Origin of the sequence: Bacteroides sp. NSJ-39 (genome assembly GCF_014287315.1) — a bacterium.
Classification (GTDB): domain Bacteria; phylum Bacteroidota; class Bacteroidia; order Bacteroidales; family Bacteroidaceae; genus Bacteroides; species Bacteroides finegoldii.
The window spans coordinates 1-26714 of record NZ_JACOOB010000009.1 but is presented as its reverse complement, the minus strand read 5'-3'; the positions used below and the strand labels follow the sequence as shown (position 1 = coordinate 26714).

Here is a 26714-nt window from a genome sequence, read left to right as displayed (position 1 = left end):
ATTCTCTGTAATAAAGAGAAACGAACCAACGCAAAAACTCTAAACATCAGTATGGTATATGAAGAAGAAATATGGATTCGTCCTGATAGCTGCAATTTTACTGGCAAGCTGCGGACAGAAAAAAGAGACGAAGACAACAACAAGTCGTCCCGTAAAGACTGCAATTGTTGAGTCTAGATCGATTATCAGAAAAGATTTTTCGGGAATTGTAGAAGCGGTAGAATATGTAAAACTGGCATTCCGTGTCAGTGGACAGATCATTCAATTGCCCGTCATCGAGGGAGAAAAAGTAAAGAAGGGACAACTGATCGCAGCCATTGATCCCAGAGATATTGCATTACAATATGCCGCAACCAAATCTGCTTACGAAACGGCAGCTGCACAGGTAGAACGTAACAAACGGCTTCTCTCCCGCCAAGCGATTTCTGTGCAGGAATATGAAATCAGCCTTGCCAACTATCAGAAAGCAAAATCCGAATATGAGTTGTCCGTCAATAATATGCGCGACACAAAACTGACAGCTCCTTTCGACGGCTCCATCGAAAAACGTCTGGTAGAAAACTATCAGCGTGTCAACTCTGGAGAAGGTATCGTGCAACTAGTCAACACACGTAATCTGCGTATCAAATTCACCATACCGGATGTCTATCTCTATCTACTTCGCACTAAAGATCCTCGTTTTCTAGTAGAATTCGACACATTCAGAGGACATATCTTTCAGGCAAAATTAGAAGAATACCTTGACATATCAACAGACGGCACGGGAATCCCGGTCAGCATAACAATTGATGATCCGTCTTTCGATCGAGATCTTTATGCTGTGAAACCGGGCTTTACGTGTAGCATACGTTTCACGACCGATGTCGGTCCATTGGTACAGGACAGTTGGACAATCGTACCGCTCAGCGCCATATTTGGCGAAAGTGAAGGGAAGAAAATGTATGTCTGGGTAGTGGAAGGCAACAAAGTACACAAACGTGAAGTGACTGTCAATGCACCTACCGGAGAAGCTCAAGTACTAATCTCAGAAGGTCTGAAACCCGGAGAAAAGATCATTATCGCAGGCGTATACCAGTTAGTAGAAGGAGAAACCGTAAAAGAAATCGAGAAATGAACTTAGCTAAATATTCATTAGACAACACAAAAATCATCTATTTCTTTCTTGCAGTATTGCTAATCGGGGGAATCACTTCCTTCGGTAAGCTAGGAAAGAAAGAGGATGCTCCGTTCGTCATCAAGTCGGCTGTTATCATGACCCGTTATCCGGGTGCCGAACCGGCTGAAGTAGAACGACTGATTACCGAACCTATCTCCCGTGAGATTCAAAGTATGAGTGGCGTATATAAGATTAAATCAGAATCTATGTACGGACTCTCTAAAATTACATTTGAACTGCAACCTTCATTAGCAGCCAATTCCATTCCCCAAAAATGGGATGAATTGCGACGAAAGGTGCTCAATATACAACCCCAGTTGCCAAGTGGCGCATCTACCCCGACCGTTTCTGATGATTTTGGCGATGTATTCGGCATTTATTACGGACTGACGGCAGATGAAGGTTATTCTTACGAAGAGATGCGCAATTGGGCTGAACGGATTAAGACACTGGTAGTCACAGCAGATGGAGTGATGAAAGTTGCCCTATTCGGAGTACAGACAGAGGTAGTGAATATCTATATCTCAACCAACAAATTAGTTGGCATGGGTATCGATCCGAAACAACTTGCAAGTCTGCTGCAATCGCAAAACCAGATTATCAATACCGGAGAAATCCGAGCCGGCGAACAGCAGTTGCGGGTAACAGCCAACGGTATGTATACTACTGTTGACGACATCCGCAACCAAGTAATTACAACAAAAGCCGGACAAGTGAAACTGGGTGACATCGCTGTAATAGAAAAAGGATATATGGATCCGCCGTCCAACATCATGCACGTAAACGGCAAACGTGCCATCGGTATCGGTGTATCGACCGACCCGCAACGAGATGTTGTGCAGACAGGAGAAAATGTAAAAAACAAACTTAACGAATTGTTGCCGCTCATGCCCGTAGGTCTGGAGTTGCAGAGCCTATATCTGGAAAATGAAATAGCCAACGAAGCCAACAACGGATTCATCATCAACCTGATCGAATCTATTCTGATTGTAATTGTAATTATTATGCTGGTAATGGGCTTACGCGCCGGTGTACTAATCGGCTCGTCACTTATTTTTTCCATCGGTGGGACGCTACTCATCATGTCTTTCTTCGGTGTAGGACTGAATCGTACCTCCCTTGCCGGATTCATTATCGCTATGGGAATGTTGGTGGATAACGCCATTGTGGTAACAGACAATGCACAAATCGCTATTGCACGTGGGGTAAATCGAAGAAAGGCCCTAATAGATGGCGCTACCGGCCCTCAATGGGGATTACTCGGAGCTACATTCATTGCCATTTGTTCATTCTTGCCGCTTTATCTCGCTCCTTCTTCTGTGGCGGAGATAGTAAAACCGCTTTTCGTGGTGCTCGCCATATCTTTGGGATTGAGTTGGGTACTTGCTCTCACGCAGACCACAGTATTCGGTAATTTTATCCTGAAAGCAAAAGTAAACGATGGAGCAAAAGATCCATACGATAAACCGTTCTACCACAAGTTCGCTTCCATCCTACGTGCACTGATTCGCAGAAAAGCGTTAACATTAGGTTCGATGGTGGTACTGTTCATTATCTCGCTGGTTATCATGGGAACAATGCCACAAAACTTCTTCCCTTCTTTGGACAAACCCTATTTCCGAGCAGACGTATTCTATCCTGATGGGTATAGCATCCAAGATGTCGTGAAAGAAATGAAATCGGTAGAAGACCATTTAGCGAAGCAACCGGAAGTAAAAAAGGTATCAATCACTTTTGGAAGCACCCCGCTAAGGTATTACCTGGCTTCCACTTCGGTAGGCCCCAAACCGAATTTTGCCAATATATTAGTTGAATTGACGGATAGCAAGTATACGAAAGAATATGAAGAGAATTTCGACGGATATATGAAAGCCAACTATCCGAATGCAATCACCCGTACCAGCCTGTTCAAACTATCTCCCGCAGTAGATGCAGCTATCGAGATAGGCTTTATAGGACCGAATGTAGACACACTCGTGGCACTTACCAATCAAGCACTGGAGATTATGCATCAAAACTCGGATTTAATTAATATCCGAAACTCATGGGGAAATAAAATCCCCGTATGGAAACCGGTGTATAGTCCGGAACGGGCACAACCTCTAGGAGTCTCCCGACAAGGAATGGCTCAAAGCATTCAGATCGGTACCACCGGAATGACATTAGGGGAATACAGGCAAGGAGACCAAGTGCTTCCTATATTATTGAAAGATAATACAGTGGACTCATTTCGTATCAATGACTTGCGTACCCTACCCGTATTCGGTACCGGAAATGAAACAACCAGTCTGGAACAAGTGGTATCGGATTTTGATTTCCAATACCGATTCTCGAATGTAAAGGATTACAACCGTCAGATGGTAATGATGGCACAATGCGACCCACGTCGGGGAGTAAATGCAATTGCCGCTTTCAACCAGGTGTGGTCTCAGGTACAGAAAGAAATTAAAGTCCCGGAAGGATATACAATGAAGTACTTCGGAGAACAGGAAAGTCAAGTCGAATCAAATGAGGCGTTGGCTAAAAATTTACCGCTGACTTTCTTCCTGATGTTTGTAACCTTGCTGTTCTTATTCAAGACATATCGCAAACCGACCGTAATTCTATTGATGTTACCACTGATCTTCATTGGTATCGTATTGGGATTATTAGTACTTGGCAAATCGTTCGACTTCTTTTCCATTCTCGGTTTACTAGGATTGATTGGAATGAATATCAAAAACGCGATTGTACTCGTCGAACAGATAGACTTGGAAACAGCTATGGGTAAAAAGCCTTTAGAAGCTGTAATCAGTGCTACAACCAGCCGTATCGTACCCGTAGCGATGGCTTCCGGAACAACAATTTTGGGAATGTTACCGCTACTATTTGATGCGATGTTCGGAGGTATGGCGGCTACGATTATGGGAGGATTGTTGGTAGCTTCAGCTCTGACGCTATTCGTTCTTCCGGTGGCCTATTGCTCTATCCAAAGAATCAAAAACTAAATATAACCCTTATTTAGACAGAAGAAATAAATTACAATGAATAAAATGAGAACTCAACTAATAACTCTGTCTCTGCTGCTCCTTAGTCTTACAGCCGAGGCACAACACCCCTTTCTCAGCCGGGAAGCGTACCGGGATAAAGTGGAAGCTTATAGCCAAATACTCAAGCAACAGAAACTAAAAACTATAGCAAGTGCGGAGGCACGTAAGATTGCTCATACCGGTTTCCTGCCCAAAATCGATATCAATGCGGACGGTACACTCAATATGAGTGATCTTAAAGCATGGAACGAGCCATTAGGGGAATACCGTAACCACACCTATCAAGGAGTATTCGTCGTCTCGCAACCTCTTTATACAGGAGGAGCACTCAACGCTCAACACAAGATTACCAAAGCGGATGAAAAACTCGGCCTGCTCAATGAGGAAATGACAATCGACCAAATTCATTATCAGAGCGATGCAGTCTATTGGAATGCGTCTGCTTCACAAGCAATGCTGCAAGCTGCCGATAAATATCAACATATCGTAAAACAGCAATATGATATTATTCTAGATCGTTTCAATGATGGAATGATTAGCCGTACAGACCTACTCATGATTTCCACCCGGCTAAAAGAAGCTGAACTTCAATATATCAAAGCCCGTCAGAATTACACGTTGGCATTGCAGAAATTGAATATTTTGATGGGAATAGATCCCAACACCCCCGTAGACAGTCTTTATACTATTGACAAGACTTCTGCTCCTATACAAATCCTTTCTCTTGAAAATGTATTGCAACGACGTGCGGATTATGAAAGTACGGAAGTGAACATCATGAAAAGTCAGGCGCAACGTAAAGCCGCATTAAGTCAATTCAATCCTCAGTTGAGTATGTATTTCAGTGGTGGATGGGCAACTGGTACGCCCAATCTCGGATATGATGTCTCATTCAATCCTATTGTCGGCATTAATCTTAATATCCCAATTTTCAGATGGGGCGCCCGTTTCAAGACGAACCGCCAACAAAAAGCATTTATCGGAATACAGAAGTTACAACAAAGCTATGTGACGGATAATATTAACGAAGAACTTTCAGCCGCACTTACTAAGTTGACAGAAACGGAATATCAGGTGAAGACAGCCACAGAAACGATGAATCTGGCTAATGAAAATCTCGACCTGGTTTCTTTCTCTTACAACGAGGGAAAAGCAAATATGGTAGACGTATTATCCGCACAGCTATCATGGACACAAGCACATACAAACTTGATTAATGCATACTTATCAGAAAAGATGGCAATAGCGGAATACAGAAGAGTTATCAGTGAATAATAAAAACCAAATTTTAAATTCATCTAACAAAGAAGAGAGTGTCAAAACGCAGAATGTTGACACTCCCTTCTTTTCAGAAATCAGTTGTTCCTAATTACGTAATTACGCAAGGAAAGAAATCAGAACACCGGCAGCTACGGCAGAACCAATTACTCCGGAAATGTTACTTGCCATACAATACTGCAATACATGATTTTTCGGGTCATATTTCAAAGCAATCTCGTTAGCAACACGGCTTGCCATAGGCACAGCACTTAATCCGGTAGCACCGATAAGCGGATTGATTTTCTTCTTGGAGAAGAGATTTACCAATTTCACAAACAGAATACCACCTGTAATAGAAAGGGCAAATGCCAAGAATCCGCCTATCACGATACCGATAGTCGTCCAGTTCAAGAAAGCTTCTGTCGTCATAGTAGCACCAACGGACAATCCTAAGAAAATAGTAGCAGCATTCATAATGCTGTTAGAAGCTGCATCAAACAAACGGAAAGTATTTGTTCCGATCTCTTTCACCAGATTACCGAACATCAACATACCAATCAAAGGTACTGCGCTAGGTACGAAAAGAGCGACAACAGTAGTCACTACAATCGGGAAGATAATCTTCAATACACGCAAATTTTTGATTTCTGTTTTTGACGGATACTTCTTTTCTTGTTCTTTCATGTTGATACTTAACTCTTTCTTTGAACAAAGCAGTTTCACTACCAGCGGAATAATCACCGGAACTAACGCCATATACGAATAAGCGGCAATAGCAATCGGTCCCAGCAAATGCGGAGCCAACTTAATGGTTGTAAAAATGGCTGTCGGACCGTCCGCACCACCAATGATACCCAAAGAAGCTGCTTCTTTCGGAGTAAATCCCATCAAAATAGCCACCAGCAACACGGTAAAGATACCAAGTTGCGCAGCAGCACCAAATATGGAAAGACGTAAATTACGTAACATCGGTCCGAAATCTGTCAACGCACCGACACCCATAAAGATGATTGGAGGCAGGAAACCGGTTTTTATCAACATATAGTAAATGAAGTTCATTAATCCCAATTCGTGGGCAATGTCATGCAACGGCATTTCCCAGATATTTTTCAACACTCCGTTTACCATCACCATACCATTCTCATCTGCCTGAATAACTCCCATATCTCCACCGGGAAAGTTGGCAAGCAACACCCCGAAAGCAATGGGAACAAGCAGCAACGGTTCGTACTGTTTCTTGATACCGAGATAGAGCAGAACAAACGCGATGGCATACATTATCAGGAACTGCGGTTCGGCAATGATATTGCTGAACGCAGTCATCTCGTATAAATTCTCAAATATCTCGTTCATTATCCTATCTTCATTAATACATCATCTTCTGAAACAGCATCTCCCGGAGTAACACAAATGGCAGTAACCGTACCGCCAAACTCTGCACGAATGGCATTGTAAGTCTTCATGGCTTCCACATAACAAATGACATCACCTTCTTTCACCGTGTCGCCTACTTGCAAAGCAGTCTCCTGCGCGTTCTTCACCAAGAAAAATTTGCCTTCTAGCGGTGAAAGCACTTCCTTGCCCTCTCCAGCCGGAGCAGCGGTAGCGGCTGATGCAACAGGAAGTTCGGTATCACCATAAGCCACTGTCACACGATAGGCCTGTCCGTCAACTTGCACAGTCAGTGTCTTCGGTTTTGCATCTTCCTCCGGAGATTTATCTTTTTCTGCACGACGCTTAGCAACATCTTCCAAGAAGTCTTCTTTTGCTTTTCCACTCTTGTAAGCCTCATACTGAGCCGGATGCATGGCATATTCGAAGAGCTCTTCGTCATCCTGGCCTACGTCCCATTTATTCTCCTTCATCAACTTACGGTATTTGTCGAGACTGTCCGGATAGTTATCCTGCGGATTCCCTTCAAAGAATTTACGGCCTTCACGCTCCGCCTTTTCAATAATTTCAGGAGCGAGTTTACCCGGCAAACGTCCGGCTTTACCCAAAATCATATCCCAAATATCGTCGGCAATCATTCCCCAGCGCTCTTTGCCTTTCTCCATCGCCATCACGTTCATCATGGCCAGATTCTTCACATATTGACTGAATGGTGTAACCAACGGAGGATAACCGACACGAGGCCATACGTAAGCCACTTCATCAAACAACTTAATAAGAAGCTGATCCTGTGTCATAAACGGCAAATTACGTTTTGCCTTGTATTTATTGATAGATTCAAGATTGGATTCAAGGTCAGCCATCAAACTCCCCATCATACCGCCCGGCAATCCGGGAGCAATCAATAAAGAGTTCATCAGACGGTTTTTCGGGCTGATGTACAATCCGAGAAAATCGTCCATAAATTCCTGAATTAATGCACGCACCTTCATATAAGCTTCCATATTGATTTCAGGAACCTGATATCCGGCGTCTTTCAACATAGCCTGTACACTCAGCAAATCAGCATGACCTGTACCCCATGACAATGGTTCCATACCTACGTCGATATAATCACATCCTGCCTCGCATACTTCAAGAATACTTGCCATATTAAATCCGGGACCGGCATGACTGTGATATTGCACAGGAATATCGGGATGAGCAGCCTTGATATTCGCTACAATTTTACCCAAAGAAACAGGGCGTCCAATACCTGCCATATCTTTGATGCAGATTTCATCGGCTCCCAGTTTGATAAGCTCCAACGCCATATTGGTGTAGTACTCCACAGTATGAATAGGCGAATGAGTGATACAAAGCGAACATTGCGAAATCATCCCAGCTTCCTTTGCATACGTAATGGAAGGGGCAATATTGCGGACATCATTCAATCCGCAGAATGTACGGGTAATATCTGTGCCTTGTGCTTTCTTTACTTTATAGAACAGTTTGCGGACATCTGCCGGAACAGGACTCATACGGAGTCCGTTCAGCGCACGGTCGAGCATATGAGTTTGAATACCGGCTTCGTGGAACGGCTTAGTCCATTCCCGTACAGCCTTATTCGGATTCTCACCAAACAATAAATTCACCTGTTCAAAACCTCCGCCATTGGTTTCTACGCGGGCAAAACAGCCCATATCAACAATAGCAGGAGCTACCTTTACGAGTTGATCTACACGAGGTACATATTTTCCGGCAGATTGCCACATATCTCGGAAAACCAAACTAAACTTTACTTCTCTTTTCATGTCTTTCAATGATATAACTTTTTATAGATTTATAATTTTTCCACTTTAGTGACTTTTCCCTTACCTAATGTCACCACATTCACAGCAGCACTGATAGCGGCCAGAATATTTCCCGGAATAGGTGCAGGACCTTTCTGTGTTTCCTTCTTCGCAGGAAGCACTTCTTCAGGAGCATATTTGTTGACCAGAGTAATTAAAAATTTGCCTAAATAAATCACAATCAGCAGAATAACAAATACTGTAGCCATTCCGACTACCATCAGCAGGATCGCTGTTTCAATATTTTCCATATAATTAAATTATTAGTTATTTCAGTCGTTTATTCAAAAAGCGTTCGAAAATACCAAATATTTATTATAAAATTAATTAAGGGAGGGATAATAAAGTATAAAACCATAAAGTTTCTTGCTCGCAGACATATAAAACAAATGTGAAAGAAAGCTCAAAGGAACGTTCTTTCACACTCTCCAAAATTTCCAAAGTATAGAATATACTTTAAAATTCGCTTGTAAAATGGAATTTAATATGTTTGAAATCCATTTGAGCCATCTGAAGTACATAACCGGAATCTGCCAGGAATACATCACGTCCTTCCCTATCCTTTGCCATATACTGATATTTGCGTTTCTTGAAAGCTTCCAATTCTGCCGGGTCATCACTTTCTACCCAACAAGCCTTATAAAGACTCACCGGCTCCCATCGGCAAGACGCGTTGTACTCATTCAACAGACGATATTGGATAACCTCAAACTGCAACTGCCCCACCGTACCGATAATTTTACGACCGTTGAATTGATTGACAAACAACTGAGCCACACCTTCGTCCATCAACTGATCAATTCCTTTAGCCAGTTGCTTCTGCTTCATCGGATCGGCATTCTCAATATACTTGAACATTTCCGGCGAGAAACTCGGCAAGCCGCGGAAATGAAGCATTTCACCTTCCGTCAGCGTATCGCCAATCTTGAAAGTACCATTATCCGGCAAACCGATAATATCTCCGGCGTATGCCTCGTCAATCGTTGTCTTACGCTGTGCCATAAACTGGGTAGGCGATGAAAAACGCATTGTTTTTCCATGACGTACATGCTGATAAGGAGCATTTCGTACAAATTTTCCGGAACAGATCTTACAAAATGCAACACAAGAACGGTGATTCGGGTCGATATTAGCGGTAATCTTAAAGATAAATCCGGTGAATTTAGGTTCTTCCGGTTTCACTTCTCTTTCTTCAGCCTGCACAGGACGAGGACTCGGAGCTATTTCCACGAAACAGTTCAGCAACTCCTGAACACCGAAGTTATTCAAAGCCGATCCAAAGAATACCGGTGCACAGTCACCCGCTAAATAAGATTCAACATCAAACTCCGGATAAACCCCTTCAATCAGTTCCAGATCACCACGCAGCTTATCCGCCAGCGTTTTGCCAATCTGCTTATCCAACTCTTCCGTATGAATATCAACGGCAACCTTTTCCGTCACCATCTGTTTAGACGGCTGATACAAATCCAGTTTCTGTTCATAAATATTATATACCCCCTTAAAACGAGGTCCCTGTTCAATCGGCCATGACAAGGGACGAACCTGAATCATCAACTCCTCTTCCAATTCATCCAGCAAATCGAACGGGTCTTTTCCCTCACGGTCCATCTTATTAACAAAAATAATTACCGGAGTCTTTCGCATACGGCAAACTTCCATCAACTTGCGCGTCTGTGTTTCCACACCTTTTGCACCGTCCACTACAATAATCACACTATCCACTGCAGTCAACGTACGGTATGTATCTTCGGCAAAATCCTGGTGTCCGGGAGTATCGAGGATATTAATCTTGTAGTCCCGATAATCAAACTCCATCACGGAAGTCGTCACCGAAATACCACGTTGCTTCTCAATCTCCATCCAGTCGGACGTAGCCGTTTTCTTAATCTTATTACTCTTTACCGCACCCGCTACCTGAATCTGTCCTCCAAAAAGCAATAATTTCTCCGTCAAAGATGTCTTACCCGCATCCGGATGCGCAATAATGGCGAACGTTCGCCGTCTCAAAATTTCTGTATTATCTGCCATATTTATTCATCATTCTTCATTTTACCAATGCATCGTTCAAGACTCTCTTCCCAATGAGGAATCTCGATGCCAAACGTTGTTTTTATCTTTGTCTTGTCCAATACGGAATAAGCGGGACGGTTTGCCTTTGCCGGATATTCCGCAGTGTGCAAAGGTTTCACTTTACAAGAAGTTATTCCCGCCAAACGATGAATAGCTACCGTAAAGTCATACCAGGAACATACGCCTTCATTGCTGAAATGATAAATACCACGAACTATCCCCTTATTGATAATTGTGTAAATAGCCCGCGCCAGATCATTGGCATAAGTAGGAGTTCCTATCTGGTCAAAAACAACTCCCAAACCATCCCGTTCCTTTCCGAGACGAATCATCGTTTTCACGAAATTATTTCCATAAATGGAATAAAGCCATGCGGTACGGATAACTACCGCTTTCTCACAATGGTCCATCACTTCCTGTTCACCTTCCAGCTTGGTAGAACCGTAAATTGAGTCCGGACAAGGCTTGCATTCTTCCGCATAAGGAGTATGAGCAGTCCCATCAAAGACATAGTCCGTAGACACTTGAATCATAGCAGCATTATTGGCTTGCGCGGCACGTGCCAGAATGCCCGGAGCTACACTATTAAGTTTATGAGCCAATTCCCGGTTATCTTCCGCCTTGTCTACTGCCGTATAAGCTGCACAATTTACAATCACATCAATCTGTTTTTCAGAAATATATGACCAAACGGCTTCTTTATCACATATATCAAGTTCCTGAACATCCGTAAAATAATACAAATGTTGCGGGTTCTCTTTCGCAAGTACCTGCATCTCATTGCCAAGCTGACCGTTGGCACCCGTTACTAAAATTCTCATTTATTCGTCCAATTTTAATTCACCTTTGCGGTCTTTATCATAATAGTTCGCCAACATAGACAAGAAACTAGTAATAGCTTCCACTGCTTTTGCAGTGCCTTCGCTAATCGTTTTTTTCTGAAGACGAAGCAAAAACACACCATACAATGCCTCAAAGCAAGTTTCCAATTCGGGCTCTTCTTTCTTACCGTTCTTATTTCGCAATTCTACGATAAATGGTAATGCCTTAAAATATGCGGCACTATAAAAAGGAAATTTAGGAGAAGAAGTCAATGCATTATGCAATTCAGTCAAATTGATAATTACATTTTTATTAATCTGCAGATGTCCTTTTTCACGAACACCTTCTTCACCCATCATCGTTATCAGATTTCCATACCACTCTCTCATGGCAGGCCGTTGGTCTTCCGGATAGCGGGCAATCACATTCGCTTCGATTTCCTCCGGTTCACAATGATTGGCGCGGACCAGATCTTCCTCCTGCCACATATATATAAGGTATTCGGCAATATTCTTTTCTTTCAGTTGTTGTGCTATCTGATTCATAAGCTATTTCTTAATAAAGTGACTCTCCCAGCAATGTATAAACCAGTCCGGCTACAGACACCAGCATCACAATACTGCCAATAACCCGGTTTAGTATCCAGATACCGCGCAAATTGAATTTTGTACGTACCTTATTCACAAAATAAGTGATTCCGAGCCACCACGTCAAAGCCCCCATAGCTATGGCAAAATATCCCGTAATTTCTTCAAACACCAATACACCCGGCTGCACAAATGCAAAACGGGCAAAAAGTCCGATAAACAGGAATATAATTAATGGGTTGGAAAGTGTTACAAAAAAAGCGGTAATGAAATTATGAAAATAGGAACCTTTATTCGACGAAGCCGGACGAATGGATTGTACCGGATTACTCCGAAAGGTATATATACCAAAAAGGAGTAGCATAATACTCCCCAACAGCTGCAAATAGAAAATATTCTTATTGATATAATCAAATACAAAACTCATGCCATAACCGGTAAGCAAAGCGTATGCTATATCACTCAAGGAAGCTCCCAGCCCTGTTACAAAGCCATACCAGCGTCCCTTATTCAAGGTCCTTTGAATACACAGCACGCCCACCGGACCGAGAGGTGCGGACACAACAACGCCAATAATAAAGCCTTTAACTATTATATCGAATATTGTCTCTATCTGAATCATGTCGCAAATATCGCACTTTTTTATGATATGGAGATAGGATATTAACGTTTTTTCCACACAAGAATCAAGAATATACTAACAACAAGTAAAACTGCATATCGGAAATATACATATTAAATATACGATTGGAATTTATTCTTCTTTTTTTTCCTACCACCGATGAAATTAATTATCTTTGTGGCGCAAAAGAGAAGAGTTTCTTCTACAGAGACTTCAATTATAAAATGGCAAATCATAAAATCATATATATAAGACATGATTCTTTTTTTCAGAACCCCTTCCAAGAGCGTGATTGCCGTAGAGAGCAACCATCAGCTCACCCCTGACGAAAGTAATAAACTCTGCTGGCTTTTTGGCGAAGCCGTGATGGAAAGTGAAGAAAACCTGAAAGGCTGTTTCGTTGGCCCGCGCCGCGAAATGATCACTCCTTGGAGTACAAACGCTGTAGAAATCACCCAAAACATGGGGCTTGAAGGCATCAGCCGCATCGAGGAATACTTCCCTGTTAAGGACGAAAATGCCGATCATGACCCGATGCTCCAACGTATGTACAAAGGACTCGACCAGAACGTATTCACAACCAACCGTCAGCCGGAGCCGATCATTTACATCGAAGATCTCGAAGTGTATAACGAAAAAGAAGGTCTGGCACTTTCTAAAGAAGAAATGGACTACCTGAAGAAAGTAGAAAACGATCTCGGCCGTAAGTTAACCGACTCTGAAGTTTTCGGTTTTGCACAAATCAACTCCGAGCACTGCCGCCACAAAATTTTCGGTGGAACGTTCATCATCGACGGTGTAGAACAGGAATCTTCCCTGTTCCAGATGATTAAAAAAACCACACAGGAAAATCCGAACAAAATCATCTCCGCTTATAAAGATAATGTAGCCTTCGCTGAAGGTCCGGTTGTGGAACAGTTTGCTCCGGCAGATCACTCCAAACCTGATTATTTCCAAATAAAGGATATCAAAAGCGTTATCTCACTGAAAGCGGAAACACATAATTTCCCGACAACCGTAGAACCGTTCAATGGCGCATCTACCGGTACAGGAGGTGAAATCCGCGACCGTATGGGTGGTGGTAAAGGCTCTTGGCCGATTGCAGGTACTGCTGTCTACATGACTTCTTACCCACGCACGGAAGAGGGACGCGAATGGGAAGAAATCCTTCCGGTACGCAAATGGCTATACCAGACTCCCGAACAGATTCTGATCAAGGCTTCCAATGGTGCTTCCGACTTTGGCAACAAGTTCGGTCAACCGTTAATCTGCGGTTCGGTGCTGACTTTCGAGCACACAGAGAATAAGGAAGTTTATGGTTACGACAAAGTAATCATGCTTGCCGGTGGTGTAGGCTACGGTACGCAACGCGACTGCTTGAAGGGAGCTCCCGAAGCAGGAAATAAAGTTGTGGTCATCGGTGGTGATAACTATCGTATCGGACTGGGTGGCGGTTCTGTTTCTTCAGTCGATACAGGCCGTTACAGCAGCGGTATCGAATTGAATGCAGTACAACGTGCCAACGCCGAAATGCAAAAACGTGCCAATAACGTAGTACGCGCTCTTTGCGAAGAAGACGTGAATCCGGTAGTTTCTATCCACGACCACGGTTCGGCCGGACACGTCAACTGCCTGTCCGAATTGGTAGAAGAATGCGGTGGATTGATCGACATGAGCAAATTGCCTATCGGCGACAAGACATTATCAGCCAAAGAAATCATTGCTAATGAAAGTCAGGAACGTATGGGTCTGCTGATAAAAGAAGAAGCAATCGAACACGTACGTAAGATTGCCGAACGTGAACGTGCTCCGATGTACGTAGTCGGTGAAACAACCGGTGATCATCGTTTCGCTTTCCAACAAGCTGACGGCGTGCGTCCGTTCGACCTTGCCGTAGAACAAATGTTCGGCTCTTCTCCCAAGACATACATGATAGACAAAACAGTGGAACGTCATTACGAAATGCCGAAATATGAATTGCCTAAACTTCATGAATATCTGACGAATGTATTGCAGCTTGAGGCTGTAGCTTGCAAAGACTGGTTGACGAATAAGGTAGACCGTTCGGTAACAGGCAAAGTAGCTCGTCAGCAATGTCAGGGTGAACTCCAGTTGCCATTGAGCGACTGTGGTGTCGTAGCACTCGACTACCGTGGCGAAAAAGGTATCGCTACCTCTATCGGACATGCTCCGCAAGCAGCATTAGCCGATCCGGCTGCCGGCTCTATCCTTTCCGTATCCGAAGCGCTGACCAATCTGGTTTGGGCTCCAATGGCAGAAGGTATGGACAGCATTTCTCTGTCTGCCAACTGGATGTGGCCTTGCCGCTCTCAAGAAGGTGAGGATGCCCGTCTTTACACAGCTGTTAAAGCATTAAGCGATTTCTGCTGTGCGCTACAGATCAATGTTCCTACCGGAAAAGACTCTCTGTCTATGACACAGAAGTATCCTAACGGTGAGAAAGTTATTTCTCCGGGAACAGTGATTGTTTCTGCAGGCGGCGAAGTTTCCGACGTAAAGAAAGTTGTATCTCCAGTATTGGTTAACAATGAAAAGACTACACTTTATCATATCGACTTCAGCTTCGATGAACTGAAACTGGGTGGTTCGGCTTTCGCCCAATCTCTGGGTAAAGTAGGCGATGATGTACCTTGCGTACAGGACGCTGAATATTTCCGCGATGCATTCCTTGCCGTACAGGAACTTGTCAACAAAGGACTGATTCTTGCAGGACACGATATATCTGCCGGTGGTTTGATTACCACATTGCTCGAAATGTGTTTCTCTAACGTAGAAGGCGGTATGGAAATCAGCCTTGACAATATGAAGGAACAGGATATCGTTAAGATTCTGTTTGCAGAAAATCCGGGTATCGTTATCCAGATCAGCGACAAGCATAAGAATGAAGTGAAGAAGATTCTGGAAGATGCAGGTATAGGTTTCGTGAAATTGGGTAAACCGACTGACGAACGTCACATTCTGGTATCCAAGAACGATGCCACCTACCAGTTCGGCATCGATTATATGCGTGATGTCTGGTATTCTTCCTCTTACCTGCTCGACCGCAAACAGTCCATGAACGGTTGCGCCAAGAAACGTTTCGAGAACTACAAGATGCAACCTGTAGAATTCGCATTTATGCCGGAATTCAAAGGTAAGCTTTCTCAATATGGCATTACTCCGGACCGTCGTACTCCAAGCGGTATCCGTGCCGCCATCATCCGTGAAAAGGGTACAAATGGCGAACGTGAAATGGCTTATTCACTCTACTTGGCAGGCTTCGATGTGAAAGACGTTACAATGACCGACCTTATCAGTGGACGTGAAACACTGGAAGATGTAAACATGATTGTTTACTGTGGTGGTTTCTCCAACTCTGATGTGCTTGGTTCTGCCAAAGGATGGGCGGGTGCATTCTTATTCAATCCTAAAGCAAAAGAAGCATTGGATAAATATTATGCACGTGAAGACACCTTATCATTGGGCGTTTGTAACGGTTGTCAGTTGATGATGGAGCTCAACCTTATCAATCCTGAACTGGAGAAAAAAGGCAAGATGTTGCACAACGATTCACATAAATTTGAGTCACGCTTCCTCGGCCTTACCATACCGACAAACCGCAGTGTAATGTTCGGTTCTCTAAGTGGTAGCAAACTAGGTATTTGGGTGGCCCATGGTGAAGGAAAGTTCTCTTTGCCATACGATGAGGATAAATATAATGTAGTAGCGAAGTACAGCTATGATGAATATCCGGCTAACCCGAACGGTTCCGACTATTCTGTCGCAGCATTGGCTAGTGCAGACGGCCGTCACCTGGCTATCATGCCTCACTTGGAACGTTCTATCTTCCCGTGGCAAAACGGTTGTTATCCGGCCGATCGCAAAAACAGCGATCAGGTAACTCCGTGGATAGAAGCATTTGTCAATGCCCACAAGTGGATTGAGACAAAAATGAAATAAACAGTCCTTTAAAATTTTATGCCACAAAGAGAGTGTGTCAGTTCTGATACACTCTCTTTTTTCTCTTTCTGCTTCCCGCTCTAACTTAATTCCTGTTTTCTGCAACTTAATTCCCTGAAATAAGCAACATATACAAACAGCGATAGAATAACTGATCCGCCAGATATTTGAGATCCACGTTATCTTTATACAAAATTTTGTTATATCGAAAATTCTTCCTAATTTTGTCAAACTTTTCCTCCTCTAAAATAAGATTCAATAACCCTTAAAAGTCCTATTCACATGAAAAAATGGATTTTTCTATTATTATTGTTTCCTCTAACCTGTGTCGCTCAGACGTATCAATATCTTGGAGTGGAAGATGGGTTAAGCAATCGGCGAGTTTACTGCATTCAAAAAGACAAAATCGGTTATATGTGGTTCCTCACTCACGAAGGAATCGACCGTTATAACGGAAAAGAGTTCAAACAATATAAACTGATGGATGGCGACATAGAAGTGAATTCTCTGTTAAATCTCAACTGGCTATACATCGACCAAGAAGGAGTCTTATGGGAAATCGGAAAAAAAGGAAAGATATTCCGATACGATGAGCTTCACGACACCTTCGAACTCGTCTATAAGCTGCCGATAGAAAACTTTCGCGATTTGCCTGCTCCTATCAGCTTTGCATGGCTTGACGAAAACAAACAAATCTGGCTATGCAATGAAGAAACAATCTTCCTCTACAGCACAGCTACCGGCCAGATCGGTCACATAAAGAATAAAATAAAAGAAGAAATCACAGATATCGAACAAATAGATAAATCTCATTTCTTTATTGGCACGGAAAGGGGCGTTCACTATGCCAAACTGGAAAACAACACTTTGGAACTTATCGACTGTGACAAATTGGAAAATCAAAAAGTTCAAGTCATCGATCTCTATTTTGATAGAAAAATCGGGAAACTATTTATCGGAACTTTCCAACGGGGAATTTTCGTTTACGACATGAGTATCAAATCCGTCACACAGCCGGAACACAATTTAAAAGATATCAGCATCACGCAATTCAAGCCTCTGAATGACAAAGAATTGCTAGTAGCCACAGACGGAGGAGGAGTTCATAAAATAAATACTGAAAACTACTTACTGGAGCCTTATATCATCACAGACTACAACAGTAATAATGGCATGAACGGCAACAGTATCAATGACATTTATGTAGACGATGAAGAACGTATCTGGCTGGCAAACTACCCTATTGGGATTACAATACGGAATAACCGTTACCCCAGCTACAAATGGATTAAGCATTCTATAGGCAACAAACAATCTTTAATCAACGACCAAGTAAATGCAGTCATTGAGGACAGAGATGGAGATTTATGGTTCGCAACAAACAATGGTATCAGCTTCTTTAATTCAAAGACCGGCCAATGGAGTTCGGTCCTCAGTTCTTTTGAAAAACCGCAGGCAAACAAGAGTCACATCTTCCTTACCCTCTGCGAAGTATCTCCCGGCACAATCTGGGCAGGAGGATATTCCTCCGGAGTATACCAAATAGACAAGAAGTCTCTACAAATCAGCTATTTCATGCCACCGCTATATAGCGAAGGGGTCATGCGACCGGACAAATATATTCGCGATATCCGTATGGACTCACAAGGATATATCTGGTCAGGTGGATTCTACAACTTAAAACGTATCAACCTGAAAACGCAGAATGTACGACTTTATCAAGGACTGAACTCCATTACCGCCATTACTGAGAAAGATGCCAATAGTATGTGGATAGGTAGTGCAACAGGACTATACCTTCTGGATAAAGAATCCGGAAAATTCGAGCATATCAAACTTCCGGTGGAATCTACCTATATCTATTCTTTATATCAAGCCAAGAACGGTTCGTTATATATCGGAACCAGTGGTTCGGGATTGTTAATCTACGACTTTGCCCAAAAGTTATTCACTCATTACTACTCGGAGAATTGTGCCCTGATATCCAATAATATCTATACCATATTATCAGATGCGGACAAAGAATTACTGATGGGTACGGAAAACGGACTAACAAGTTTTTATCCGCAACAGAAGAAGTTTTATAACTGGACTAAAGATATGGGGTTAATGACTACGCATTTCAATGCGCTGTCTGGTGTTTTACGTAAGAACAACCACTTTGTTTTTGGTAGTTCGGAAGGGGCTGTCGAATTTCATAAAGATATGAAATTGCCTAGAGATTACTCTTCCAAAATGATTTTCAGTGATTTCAAACTCTTTTATCAGACTGTTTATCCGAGAGACAAGCACTCTCCGCTAAAAGAAAGTATCAATGATATCAAAACATTGGAACTAGGATATAATCAGAACATTTTCTCTGTACAAGTTTCTTCCATCAACTACGACTACCCTTCTAATATTCTATATTCCTGGAAGTTAGACGGTTTCTATGAAGAATGGAGCAAACCCGGAGCCGAAAGTACGATACGCTATACCAATCTCGCACCCGGAGAATATACCCTAAGAGTACGTGCAATTTCCAATGAAGACAAACGCGTCGTTATTGAAGAAAGAAGCATCGATATTATTATTGACCAGCCGTTTTGGTTAACATTCTGGGCAATGTTGTTTTATGCAGGTATCCTATTTCTCATAGCTTCCGTCTTATTGCGTATTATAATTTTAAGAAAACAACGTAAGGTCTCTGCTGAAAAGATCCATTTCTTTATCAATACAGCACATGATATCCGTACTCCATTGACACTGATCAAAGCACCTTTGGAAGAACTCCGTGAAAAAGAAGAACTGAGCAAAGAGGGAATTTCTAATATGAATACAGCTCTGCGTAATGTGAATGCGCTATTGCGCCTTACGACTAATCTTATCAATTTCGAAAGGGCAGATGTATATTCTTCCGAGCTGTACATTTCGGAACATGAGCTAAATACGTTTATGAACGAAATATATGGAGCATTCCAGCAATATGCCAATATTAAACATATTAATTTCACCTACGAGAGTAATTTCAGATACATGAATGTGTGGTTCGACAAGGAAAAGATGGAATCCATCCTCAAAAACGTCATTTCGAACGCATTGAAGTATACACCGGAAAATGGCAGTGTACAAATCTTTGTTTCAGAAGCTGCGGATTCGTGGAGCGTGGAAGTCAGCGATACGGGAATCGGAATTCCTGCCAATGAGCAAAAGAAACTGTTCAAACTGCATTTCCGTGGCAGTAACACGATCAACTCAAAAGTGACGGGCAGTGGTATCGGACTTATGCTAGTCTGGAAATTAGTCCGGCTGCATAAAGGAAAGATAAATTTGTCAAGTATCGAAAATCAGGGATCAATCATCAAGATAACTTTCCCGAAAGACAGTAAACGTTACCGCAAAGCACACTTGACAACGCCAAACAAACAGCGTCCGGAAACAAAAAGCAGCAACGACATTCCACTCCCGGCACCTGAAATTTACGAGAATACACAAAAGAAAGAGAAGAAAGAAAAGAAAGAAAAGAACCAACGTATTCTGATTGTGGAAGATAATGATGAATTACGCAATTATCTGTCACAAACATTATCCGAAGACTACCTCATTCAAGTATGTTCCAACGGAAAAGAAGCATTGACCGTCATTCCCGAATATAAGCCGGATCTGGTTATCTCGGACATTATGATGCCGGAAATGCGAGGTGACGAACTATGTCAGGCTATCAAAAGCAATATCGAAACCTCGCATATCCCCGTTATCTTATTGACCGCACTGAATAATGAGAAAGACATTCTTTCCGGACTGCGGATCGGGGCAGATGAATATGTGTTAAAGCCATTCAATATCGGTATATTGAAAGCAACCATCTCCAACTTGTTGGCTAATCGCGCACTTCTACGCAACAAATATGCCAGCCTGGATTCGGAGGATGAAGAGAATGATGATGATGATGAAGAATACATCAACTACTCCCAGGACATCGACTGGCAGTTCATAGCAGATGTCAGAAAGAATATAAAAGACAACATTGACAACTCTGCGCTCACAGTAGATGTACTCGCCAGCCTGATGGGCATGAGCCGTACTAGTTTTTATAACAAGCTGAAAGCGCTTACCGACCAGTCACCGGGTGACTACATCCGGCTGATTCGCCTGAAACATGCCATAAAGTTATTAAAAGAAAATGTACATAATATAACTGAAATATCCGAAATGACAGGATTCAATGATGTCAAGTATTTCCGTGAAGTATTCAAGAAACACTATAACGTGAGTCCCAGCCAATACTTTAAGGAGAAAAAAGAAGACAACAAGGAAGGAGGAGAAAACGAAGAATGAACATATATCTCGAATCATTTGGAATCTTTTTTAAAATAGGCGCCTTCACCATCGGAGGAGGATACGCGATGGTGCCATTGATTGAAAATGAAATCGTAACCAAACGGAAATGGATTGCACAGGACGACTTCATCGACCTGCTGGCCATCTCTCAATCCGCTCCCGGCATTTTGGCAGTCAACATATCCATCTTTATAGGATACAAATTGCGCGGTATACGGGGAAGTATTGTTACGGCACTGGGAACGATTCTGCCATCTTTCATTATCATATTGGCCATCGCCCTGTTTTTCCACAATTTCAAAGATAATCCGATAGTGGAACGGATATTCAAAGGAATCCGTCCGGCAGTAGTGGCGCTTATCGCCGCACCTACGTTTACTATGGGGCGGTCTGCAAAAATCAATCGTTACAATCTGTGGATTCCGGTTGTATCGGCGCTACTTATCTGGCTATTGGGCTTCTCTCCCATCTGGATTATCATAGCTGCAGGTGTAGGAGGCTTCCTTTGGGGAAAGGTTAAAGAAGTTGAGAGTTGAAAGTTGAGAGTTGAGAGTGAGAGACCAGTACTATGTACTATTTATTATTTGTTCTAAATAAAAAGAGATGATATATATTCAGTTGTTTTATACGTTTTTCAAGATCGGACTCTTCGGTTTCGGAGGAGGATATGCAATGCTTTCCATGATTCAAGGGGAAGTCGTTACCCGTTATGGATGGGTAAGTTCGCAAGAATTCACAGATATTGTCGCGATCAGCCAAATGACACCGGGACCTATCGGAATTAACGCCGCTACTTATGTGGGATTCACTTCTACAGGCAGTATCTGGGGGGCTATCATTGCAACCTTCGCCGTAGTCCTTCCCTCCTTTATCTTAATGCTGACTATCAGCAAATTTTTTCTGAAATATCAGAAACATCCAGTAGTGGAATCAATCTTCAACGGACTACGGCCAGCAGTCGTAGGACTGCTGGCCTCTGCCGCATTGGTATTAATGAATGTAGAGAACTTTGGCTCACCTACAAAAGATACCTATACATTTGTTATCAGTATCATCATCTTCCTGATTGCTTTTATCGGAACGAGAAAATATAAGGCCAATCCGATTCTGATGATTATCGCTTGCGGTATTGCAGGATTGCTGCTCTATTAAAGCTTTACCTTTTTACTTACGGACTTCGATTCATTATGAAGACGGTCCAAAGCCGTTACCACATAGCGATGTTTTGTTTTTCCCGTCTCGTATGGAAGTCTGTAGAAAGGATTACTGGTGATGGCTACAATATGAGAAGGATCGTCAAGGTTCACCTTCTCTTTTCCGCTAAAGCGGTAAACCACATACCGCACCGCTTTATCCATTTCCGTTTCCGCTTTCGGGGCAGTCCAGAAAAGAACATAGCCGTCTTCTGTCCATACCTTCTTCATTTTGCGTACTTTGCCCGGAGCCTTATTGTCCATAAAATCGAAGACAGGAATCAAGGTAGGATATTTATGATACTCACTCACTAAAGCATCACGGTATCGGCCTTGATTTTCAACAACGGCTGAAGCATACCATTGACAACTGCCGCCAATCGTCTGATAAGCACGTTGTAAGGCCATTTTTCGCGGGAGCTGATTGATGGAAGGATTCTTTGGATCAGCATGTTGGATCGTATTCGATACCGACTGACCGATAAATAACGGACGGTTCTCCGAATGCGTAGCCCACCATTTCACTAAAGTCTCATAGTCGGCAGCCTTATGTCCTATTTCCCAATAAATCTGTGGGATATTATAATCAATCCATCCTTCACGCGCCCAAAGCAACACATCGGCATACAGGTCATCATAATTCTGCAAACCATTGGTATCACTGCCCAACGGATCACTCTTCTGATTACGGTAAATGCCGAAAGGACTGATACCGAACTTCACCCACGGCTTTACGGCACGGATTGTCTCATGAAGCTTTTTAATCAGCACATTGACATTACTACGACGCCAATCAGCCTTATTCGTAAAACCACCGCCATAACGGGCAAAGCTCGCATCATCCGGAAAGTCCATTCCTTTCACGGGATAAGGATAGAAATAATCGTCCATGTGGATAGCATCCACATCATAACGGGACACGATATCGGTCACGATTTTACAAATATAGTCCCGACTTTCAGGAAGTGCCGGATCGAAATACAGCTGATCGCCATACGTAACAAACCATTCCGGATGTTGATGATAAATATGTTCCGGCGCCAACTGATTTTTCAGCGAAGTCTTCACCCGGTAAGGATTGATCCAGGCATGAAACTCCATATTCCGTTTCCGGCACTCTTCAATCATAAATTGCATCGGGTCCCACATAGGAGAAGGTATCTGCCCCTGCGTCCCTGTCAGGAAACGGCTCCACGGTTCATGCTGCGAAGCATACAACGCATCCGCTTCGGGACGCACCTGGAAAATAATGGCATTGATACCTGCCCCTTGAAGAGAATTCAATTGATCAATCAACGTTTGTTTCAGCTTCCCGGTAGGGATACCTTTGAACTGCCCGTTGACAGCTTGTATCCACGCTCCACGAAATTCACGTTTGGGATATTTATTGCCGGATGGCACTTGTGCCCTCACTCCTACCACCAGAAGAAGAGCGAAAAGTAAAAGATAGTTTTTCAGCTTCATAATATTCTTAAATCGTAATAATGTGACGCAAAGATAATACAAACTCCCGATAAATTCGCTAACTTTGCCGACTACCATAAAAAAGGAGTATTTTATGTCAGAAAACAACTATATTTCGATCAAAGGTGCACGAGTCAACAACCTTAAAAACATCGATGTAGATATACCCCGCAACAAACTTGTTGTAATCACCGGATTATCGGGTTCCGGTAAATCTTCCCTCGCTTTTGACACTCTCTATGCAGAGGGGCAACGCCGCTATGTGGAAAGCCTGAGCAGCTATGCCCGTCAGTTCTTGGGACGAATGAGCAAACCGGAATGCGACTTTATCAAAGGCATCCCACCCGCCATTGCCATCGAACAGAAAGTGAACAGCCGCAACCCACGCTCTACGGTAGGTACTTCGACCGAGATTTACGAATATCTTCGCTTGCTCTATTCACGCGTAGGAAAGACATTCAGTCCCATTAGCGGACAAGAGGTGAAGAAACATTCGACAGAAGATATCGTCAACTGTATGCTTACGTATCCGGAAGGGACGAGATACACCGTATTGACACCCATCCGTCTGCGTGAGGACCGCACCTTGCAACAACAATTGGAAATAGACCTGAAACAGGGATTCAACCGTATCGAAGTGAACGGTGAGATGAAACGTATAGATGAATATACCCCTGTGGCAGGTGACGAAGTTTATCTGCTGGTAGACCGCATGACAGTAGGCAATAGCAAAGACTCCATCAGCCGACTGACAGACTCTGCCGAAACAGCGATGTACGAAGGCGACGGAACTTGTCTGCTACGTTTTTATCCGGCAGACGGAACTACGAAACTACATACTTTCAGTACTAAATTCGAAGCAGACGGCATCACTTTTGAAGAGCCGAACGACCAAATGTTCTCATTCAACTCTCCTATCGGCGCTTGCCCCACCTGCGAAGGATTCGGAAAAGTCATCGGCATTGACGAGCATTTGGTCGTGCCTGATCGCTCTTTATCAGTTTATGAGGGAGCTATCGTATGCTGGCGCGGTGAGAAAATGGGCGAATGGAAAGAAGAACTGATTCATAATGCAGATAAGTTTGATTTTCCGATTTTCACACCTTATTATGAGTTGACGGACGAGCAACGCCGGATACTCTGGGAAGGTAACCAATACTTTCATGGCATTAATGATTTCTTCAAAATGCTGGAAGAAAACCAGTACAAAATACAATATCGGGTAATGCTTGCACGTTATCGCGGCAAGACGCTCTGTCCGCAATGTCACGGCACACGCCTGAAGCCCGAAGCCGGTTATGTACGGGTAGGCGGAAAGAACATTTCCGAATTGGTGGATTTGCCCATCACTGAACTCAAGCAATTCTTTGATAACTTAAAACTTAGCGAGCACGACAGCAATGTGGCACGACGAATCCTTGTCGAAATCAACAGCCGCATCCGTTTTCTTATTGACGTAGGGTTGGGATATCTTACCTTGAATCGTCTCAGCAACTCTTTATCGGGAGGAGAAAGCCAGCGCATCAACCTGGCAACTTCATTGGGCAGCAGTCTGGTAGGCAGCCTTTATATCCTCGACGAGCCAAGTATAGGATTACACAGTCGTGACACCGACCGTTTGATTTATGTACTGCGCCAGCTACAACAGTTAGGCAATACGGTAGTGGTCGTCGAACATGATGAAGAAATCATCCGTACCGCAGACTACATTATCGACATCGGTCCTAATGCCGGGCGTTTGGGGGGCGAAGTCGTTTATCAAGGGGATATGAAAGACCTAAAGAAAAGAAGCAACAGCCACACGGTACGCTACCTCTTGGGAGAAGAAGAAATCCCAGTCCCCGCACACCGCCGTCCGTGGAATAACTACATCGAGTTGAAAGGAGCACGCGAGAATAACCTGAAAGGTGTAAACGTACGTTTCCCGCTCAATGTGATGACGGTAGTCACCGGAGTTTCCGGTTCCGGTAAGAGTACGCTCGTCCGGGATATTTTCTATCGGGCACTGAAACGTGAATTAGATGAATGCAGTGACCGTCCGGGAGAGTTTTCATCTATCGGGGGCAGTTTGCGCGACCTGCGGAATGTAGAGTTTGTAGATCAGAATCCGATCGGCAAATCCTCCCGTTCCAACCCCGTGACTTATATCAAGGCCTACGATGAAATCCGCAAGCTCTGGGCCGAGCAGCCGCTAGCCAAACAAATGGGCTACACAGCCGGATTCTTCAGTTTCAATAGTGAGGGGGGCCGTTGCGAAGAGTGCAAGGGGGATGGAACCATCACTGTGGAAATGCAATTTATGGCAGACTTAGTGTTGGAATGCGAATCCTGTCACGGAAAACGTTTCAAGTCCGACACGCTGGAAGTGAAGTTCCATGATAAAAGTATCTATGATGTATTGGAGATGACCGTGAACCAAGCTATTGAGTTTTTCAACGAACACGGACAGAAGAAAATAGTAAAGAAGTTGCTTCCACTACAGGATGTCGGATTGGGATATATCAAATTGGGACAGTCCTCATCCACTCTTTCCGGCGGTGAGAACCAACGCGTGAAACTGGCTTTCTATCTAAGCCAGGAAAAAGCGGACCCTACCCTGTTTATCTTTGACGAACCGACTACAGGCCTACATTTCCATGATATCCGGAAACTATTGGACGCCTTTGACGCACTGATTCGTCGCGGACATAGTATTGTAATCATCGAACACAACATGGATGTCATCAAATGTGCTGATTATGTAATTGATCTCGGCCCTGAGGGCGGTGATAAGGGAGGAAATATCGTAGCAGTAGGGACTCCCGAAGAGGTAGCCGCTTGTGGAGCCAGCTATACGGGACAGTTCTTGAAAGAAAAGCTCAGTTAACGAATCCGGTCTCCTCGGCTCAGTAGAAATTTAGTGGGGATACGCATATAGTTTAGCGATGCGGAAAAGGAAGAACCTCTTGTCAGCTACGCCTCTTAGGTTTGCTCTGAATAGTTTAATTTTAGCATTGAAAGATTC

General features: G+C 43.3%; 16 protein-coding genes and 1 pseudogene. 8 read left to right on the top strand and 9 right to left on the bottom strand.

Features of this window, described 5'->3' with window-relative positions:
• Nucleotides 1–58 precede the first annotated feature (58 nt).
• The 3 genes from H8S63_RS11830 to H8S63_RS11820 are packed head-to-tail and all read left to right on the top strand — an operon-like array spanning nt 59 to nt 5460.
• Entirely contained in the window at nt 59–1114 is a 1056-nt protein-coding gene (locus H8S63_RS11830) for an efflux RND transporter periplasmic adaptor subunit (RefSeq protein ID WP_186926892.1), read from the top strand.
• Nucleotides 1111–4143: an efflux RND transporter permease subunit gene (locus H8S63_RS11825; protein WP_186926891.1), complete on the top strand. Its 3033-nt coding sequence runs from the start codon at nt 1111–1113 to the stop codon at nt 4141–4143. Before H8S63_RS11830 ends, H8S63_RS11825 begins: the two co-directional genes overlap by 4 nt.
• A gap of 45 nt (nt 4144–4188) precedes the next feature.
• Nucleotides 4189–5460, top strand: a complete 1272-nt coding sequence (locus tag H8S63_RS11820; protein WP_186926890.1) for a TolC family protein — start codon at nt 4189–4191, stop codon at nt 5458–5460.
• Nucleotides 5461–5562: 102 nt separating this feature from the next.
• On the opposite strand, the gene H8S63_RS11815 is transcribed toward H8S63_RS11820, so the two are convergent.
• From H8S63_RS11815 to H8S63_RS11785, 7 genes are all read right to left on the bottom strand, one after another.
• Nucleotides 5563–6798, bottom strand: a complete 1236-nt coding sequence (locus H8S63_RS11815) for a sodium ion-translocating decarboxylase subunit beta (RefSeq protein WP_007758070.1) — start codon at nt 6796–6798, stop codon at nt 5563–5565.
• Nucleotides 6798–8630, bottom strand: coding sequence for a biotin/lipoyl-containing protein (locus tag H8S63_RS11810; protein ID WP_186926889.1), 1833 nt, complete (start codon nt 8628–8630; stop codon nt 6798–6800). The genes H8S63_RS11815 and H8S63_RS11810 overlap by 1 nt, the downstream gene beginning before the upstream one ends.
• A gap of 29 nt (nt 8631–8659) precedes the next feature.
• A complete protein-coding gene (locus H8S63_RS11805; protein ID WP_007758068.1) occupies nt 8660–8920 on the bottom strand; it encodes an OadG family protein in 261 nt (86 codons plus the stop codon).
• 205 nt (nt 8921–9125) lie between these two features.
• Complete coding sequence (locus H8S63_RS11800) at nt 9126–10700, bottom strand: peptide chain release factor 3 (protein WP_007758067.1); 1575 nt, start codon at nt 10698–10700, stop codon at nt 9126–9128.
• A gap of 2 nt (nt 10701–10702) precedes the next feature.
• Nucleotides 10703–11563, bottom strand: a complete 861-nt coding sequence (gene rfbD / locus H8S63_RS11795; protein ID WP_007758066.1) for a dTDP-4-dehydrorhamnose reductase — start codon at nt 11561–11563, stop codon at nt 10703–10705.
• A complete protein-coding gene (locus H8S63_RS11790) occupies nt 11564–12109 on the bottom strand; it encodes a DUF4924 family protein (protein ID WP_055278960.1) in 546 nt (181 codons plus the stop codon). It lies immediately after the preceding gene.
• Nucleotides 12110–12119: 10 nt separating this feature from the next.
• Nucleotides 12120–12773, bottom strand: coding sequence for a LysE family translocator (locus tag H8S63_RS11785; protein ID WP_007758618.1), 654 nt, complete (start codon nt 12771–12773; stop codon nt 12120–12122).
• 255 nt (nt 12774–13028) lie between these two features.
• On the opposite strand from H8S63_RS11785, the gene purL reads away from it, so the two are divergent.
• The 4 genes from purL (at nt 13029) to H8S63_RS11765 (ending at nt 22205) form a co-directional block, all read left to right on the top strand.
• Nucleotides 13029–16733, top strand: coding sequence for a phosphoribosylformylglycinamidine synthase (purL, locus tag H8S63_RS11780; protein WP_186926888.1), 3705 nt, complete (start codon nt 13029–13031; stop codon nt 16731–16733).
• Between the two features lie 282 nt (nt 16734–17015).
• Nucleotides 17016–21050 (top strand): two-component regulator propeller domain-containing protein, encoded by a 4035-nt coding sequence (locus H8S63_RS11775; protein ID WP_186926887.1) that lies wholly within the window; start codon nt 17016–17018, stop codon nt 21048–21050.
• Nucleotides 21047–21589, top strand: a complete 543-nt coding sequence (locus H8S63_RS11770; RefSeq protein ID WP_186926886.1) for a chromate transporter — start codon at nt 21047–21049, stop codon at nt 21587–21589. Before H8S63_RS11775 ends, H8S63_RS11770 begins: the two co-directional genes overlap by 4 nt.
• Before the next feature lie 67 nt (nt 21590–21656).
• On the top strand, nt 21657–22205 hold the full coding sequence (locus H8S63_RS11765; protein WP_186926885.1) for a chromate transporter: 549 nt from the start codon (nt 21657–21659) through the stop codon (nt 22203–22205).
• Here H8S63_RS11765 and H8S63_RS11760 read toward each other — a convergent pair.
• The gene (locus tag H8S63_RS11760) at nt 22202–23788 is read right to left on the bottom strand and encodes a family 10 glycosylhydrolase (RefSeq protein WP_186926884.1); all 1587 of its coding nucleotides are present in this window, start codon (nt 23786–23788) and stop codon (nt 22202–22204) included. The two genes, H8S63_RS11765 and H8S63_RS11760, sit on opposite strands and share 4 nt — an antisense overlap.
• 16 nt (nt 23789–23804) lie before the next feature.
• Here H8S63_RS11760 and uvrA point away from each other — a divergent pair, with 16 nt between their 5' ends.
• Nucleotides 23805–26576, top strand: coding sequence for an excinuclease ABC subunit UvrA (uvrA, locus tag H8S63_RS11755; protein WP_186926883.1), 2772 nt, complete (start codon nt 23805–23807; stop codon nt 26574–26576).
• A gap of 30 nt (nt 26577–26606) precedes the next feature.
• Here the strand turns inward: uvrA and H8S63_RS20345 are convergent.
• Nucleotides 26607–26714: pseudogene (locus tag H8S63_RS20345) on the bottom strand (DDE transposase); the annotation flags it as partial.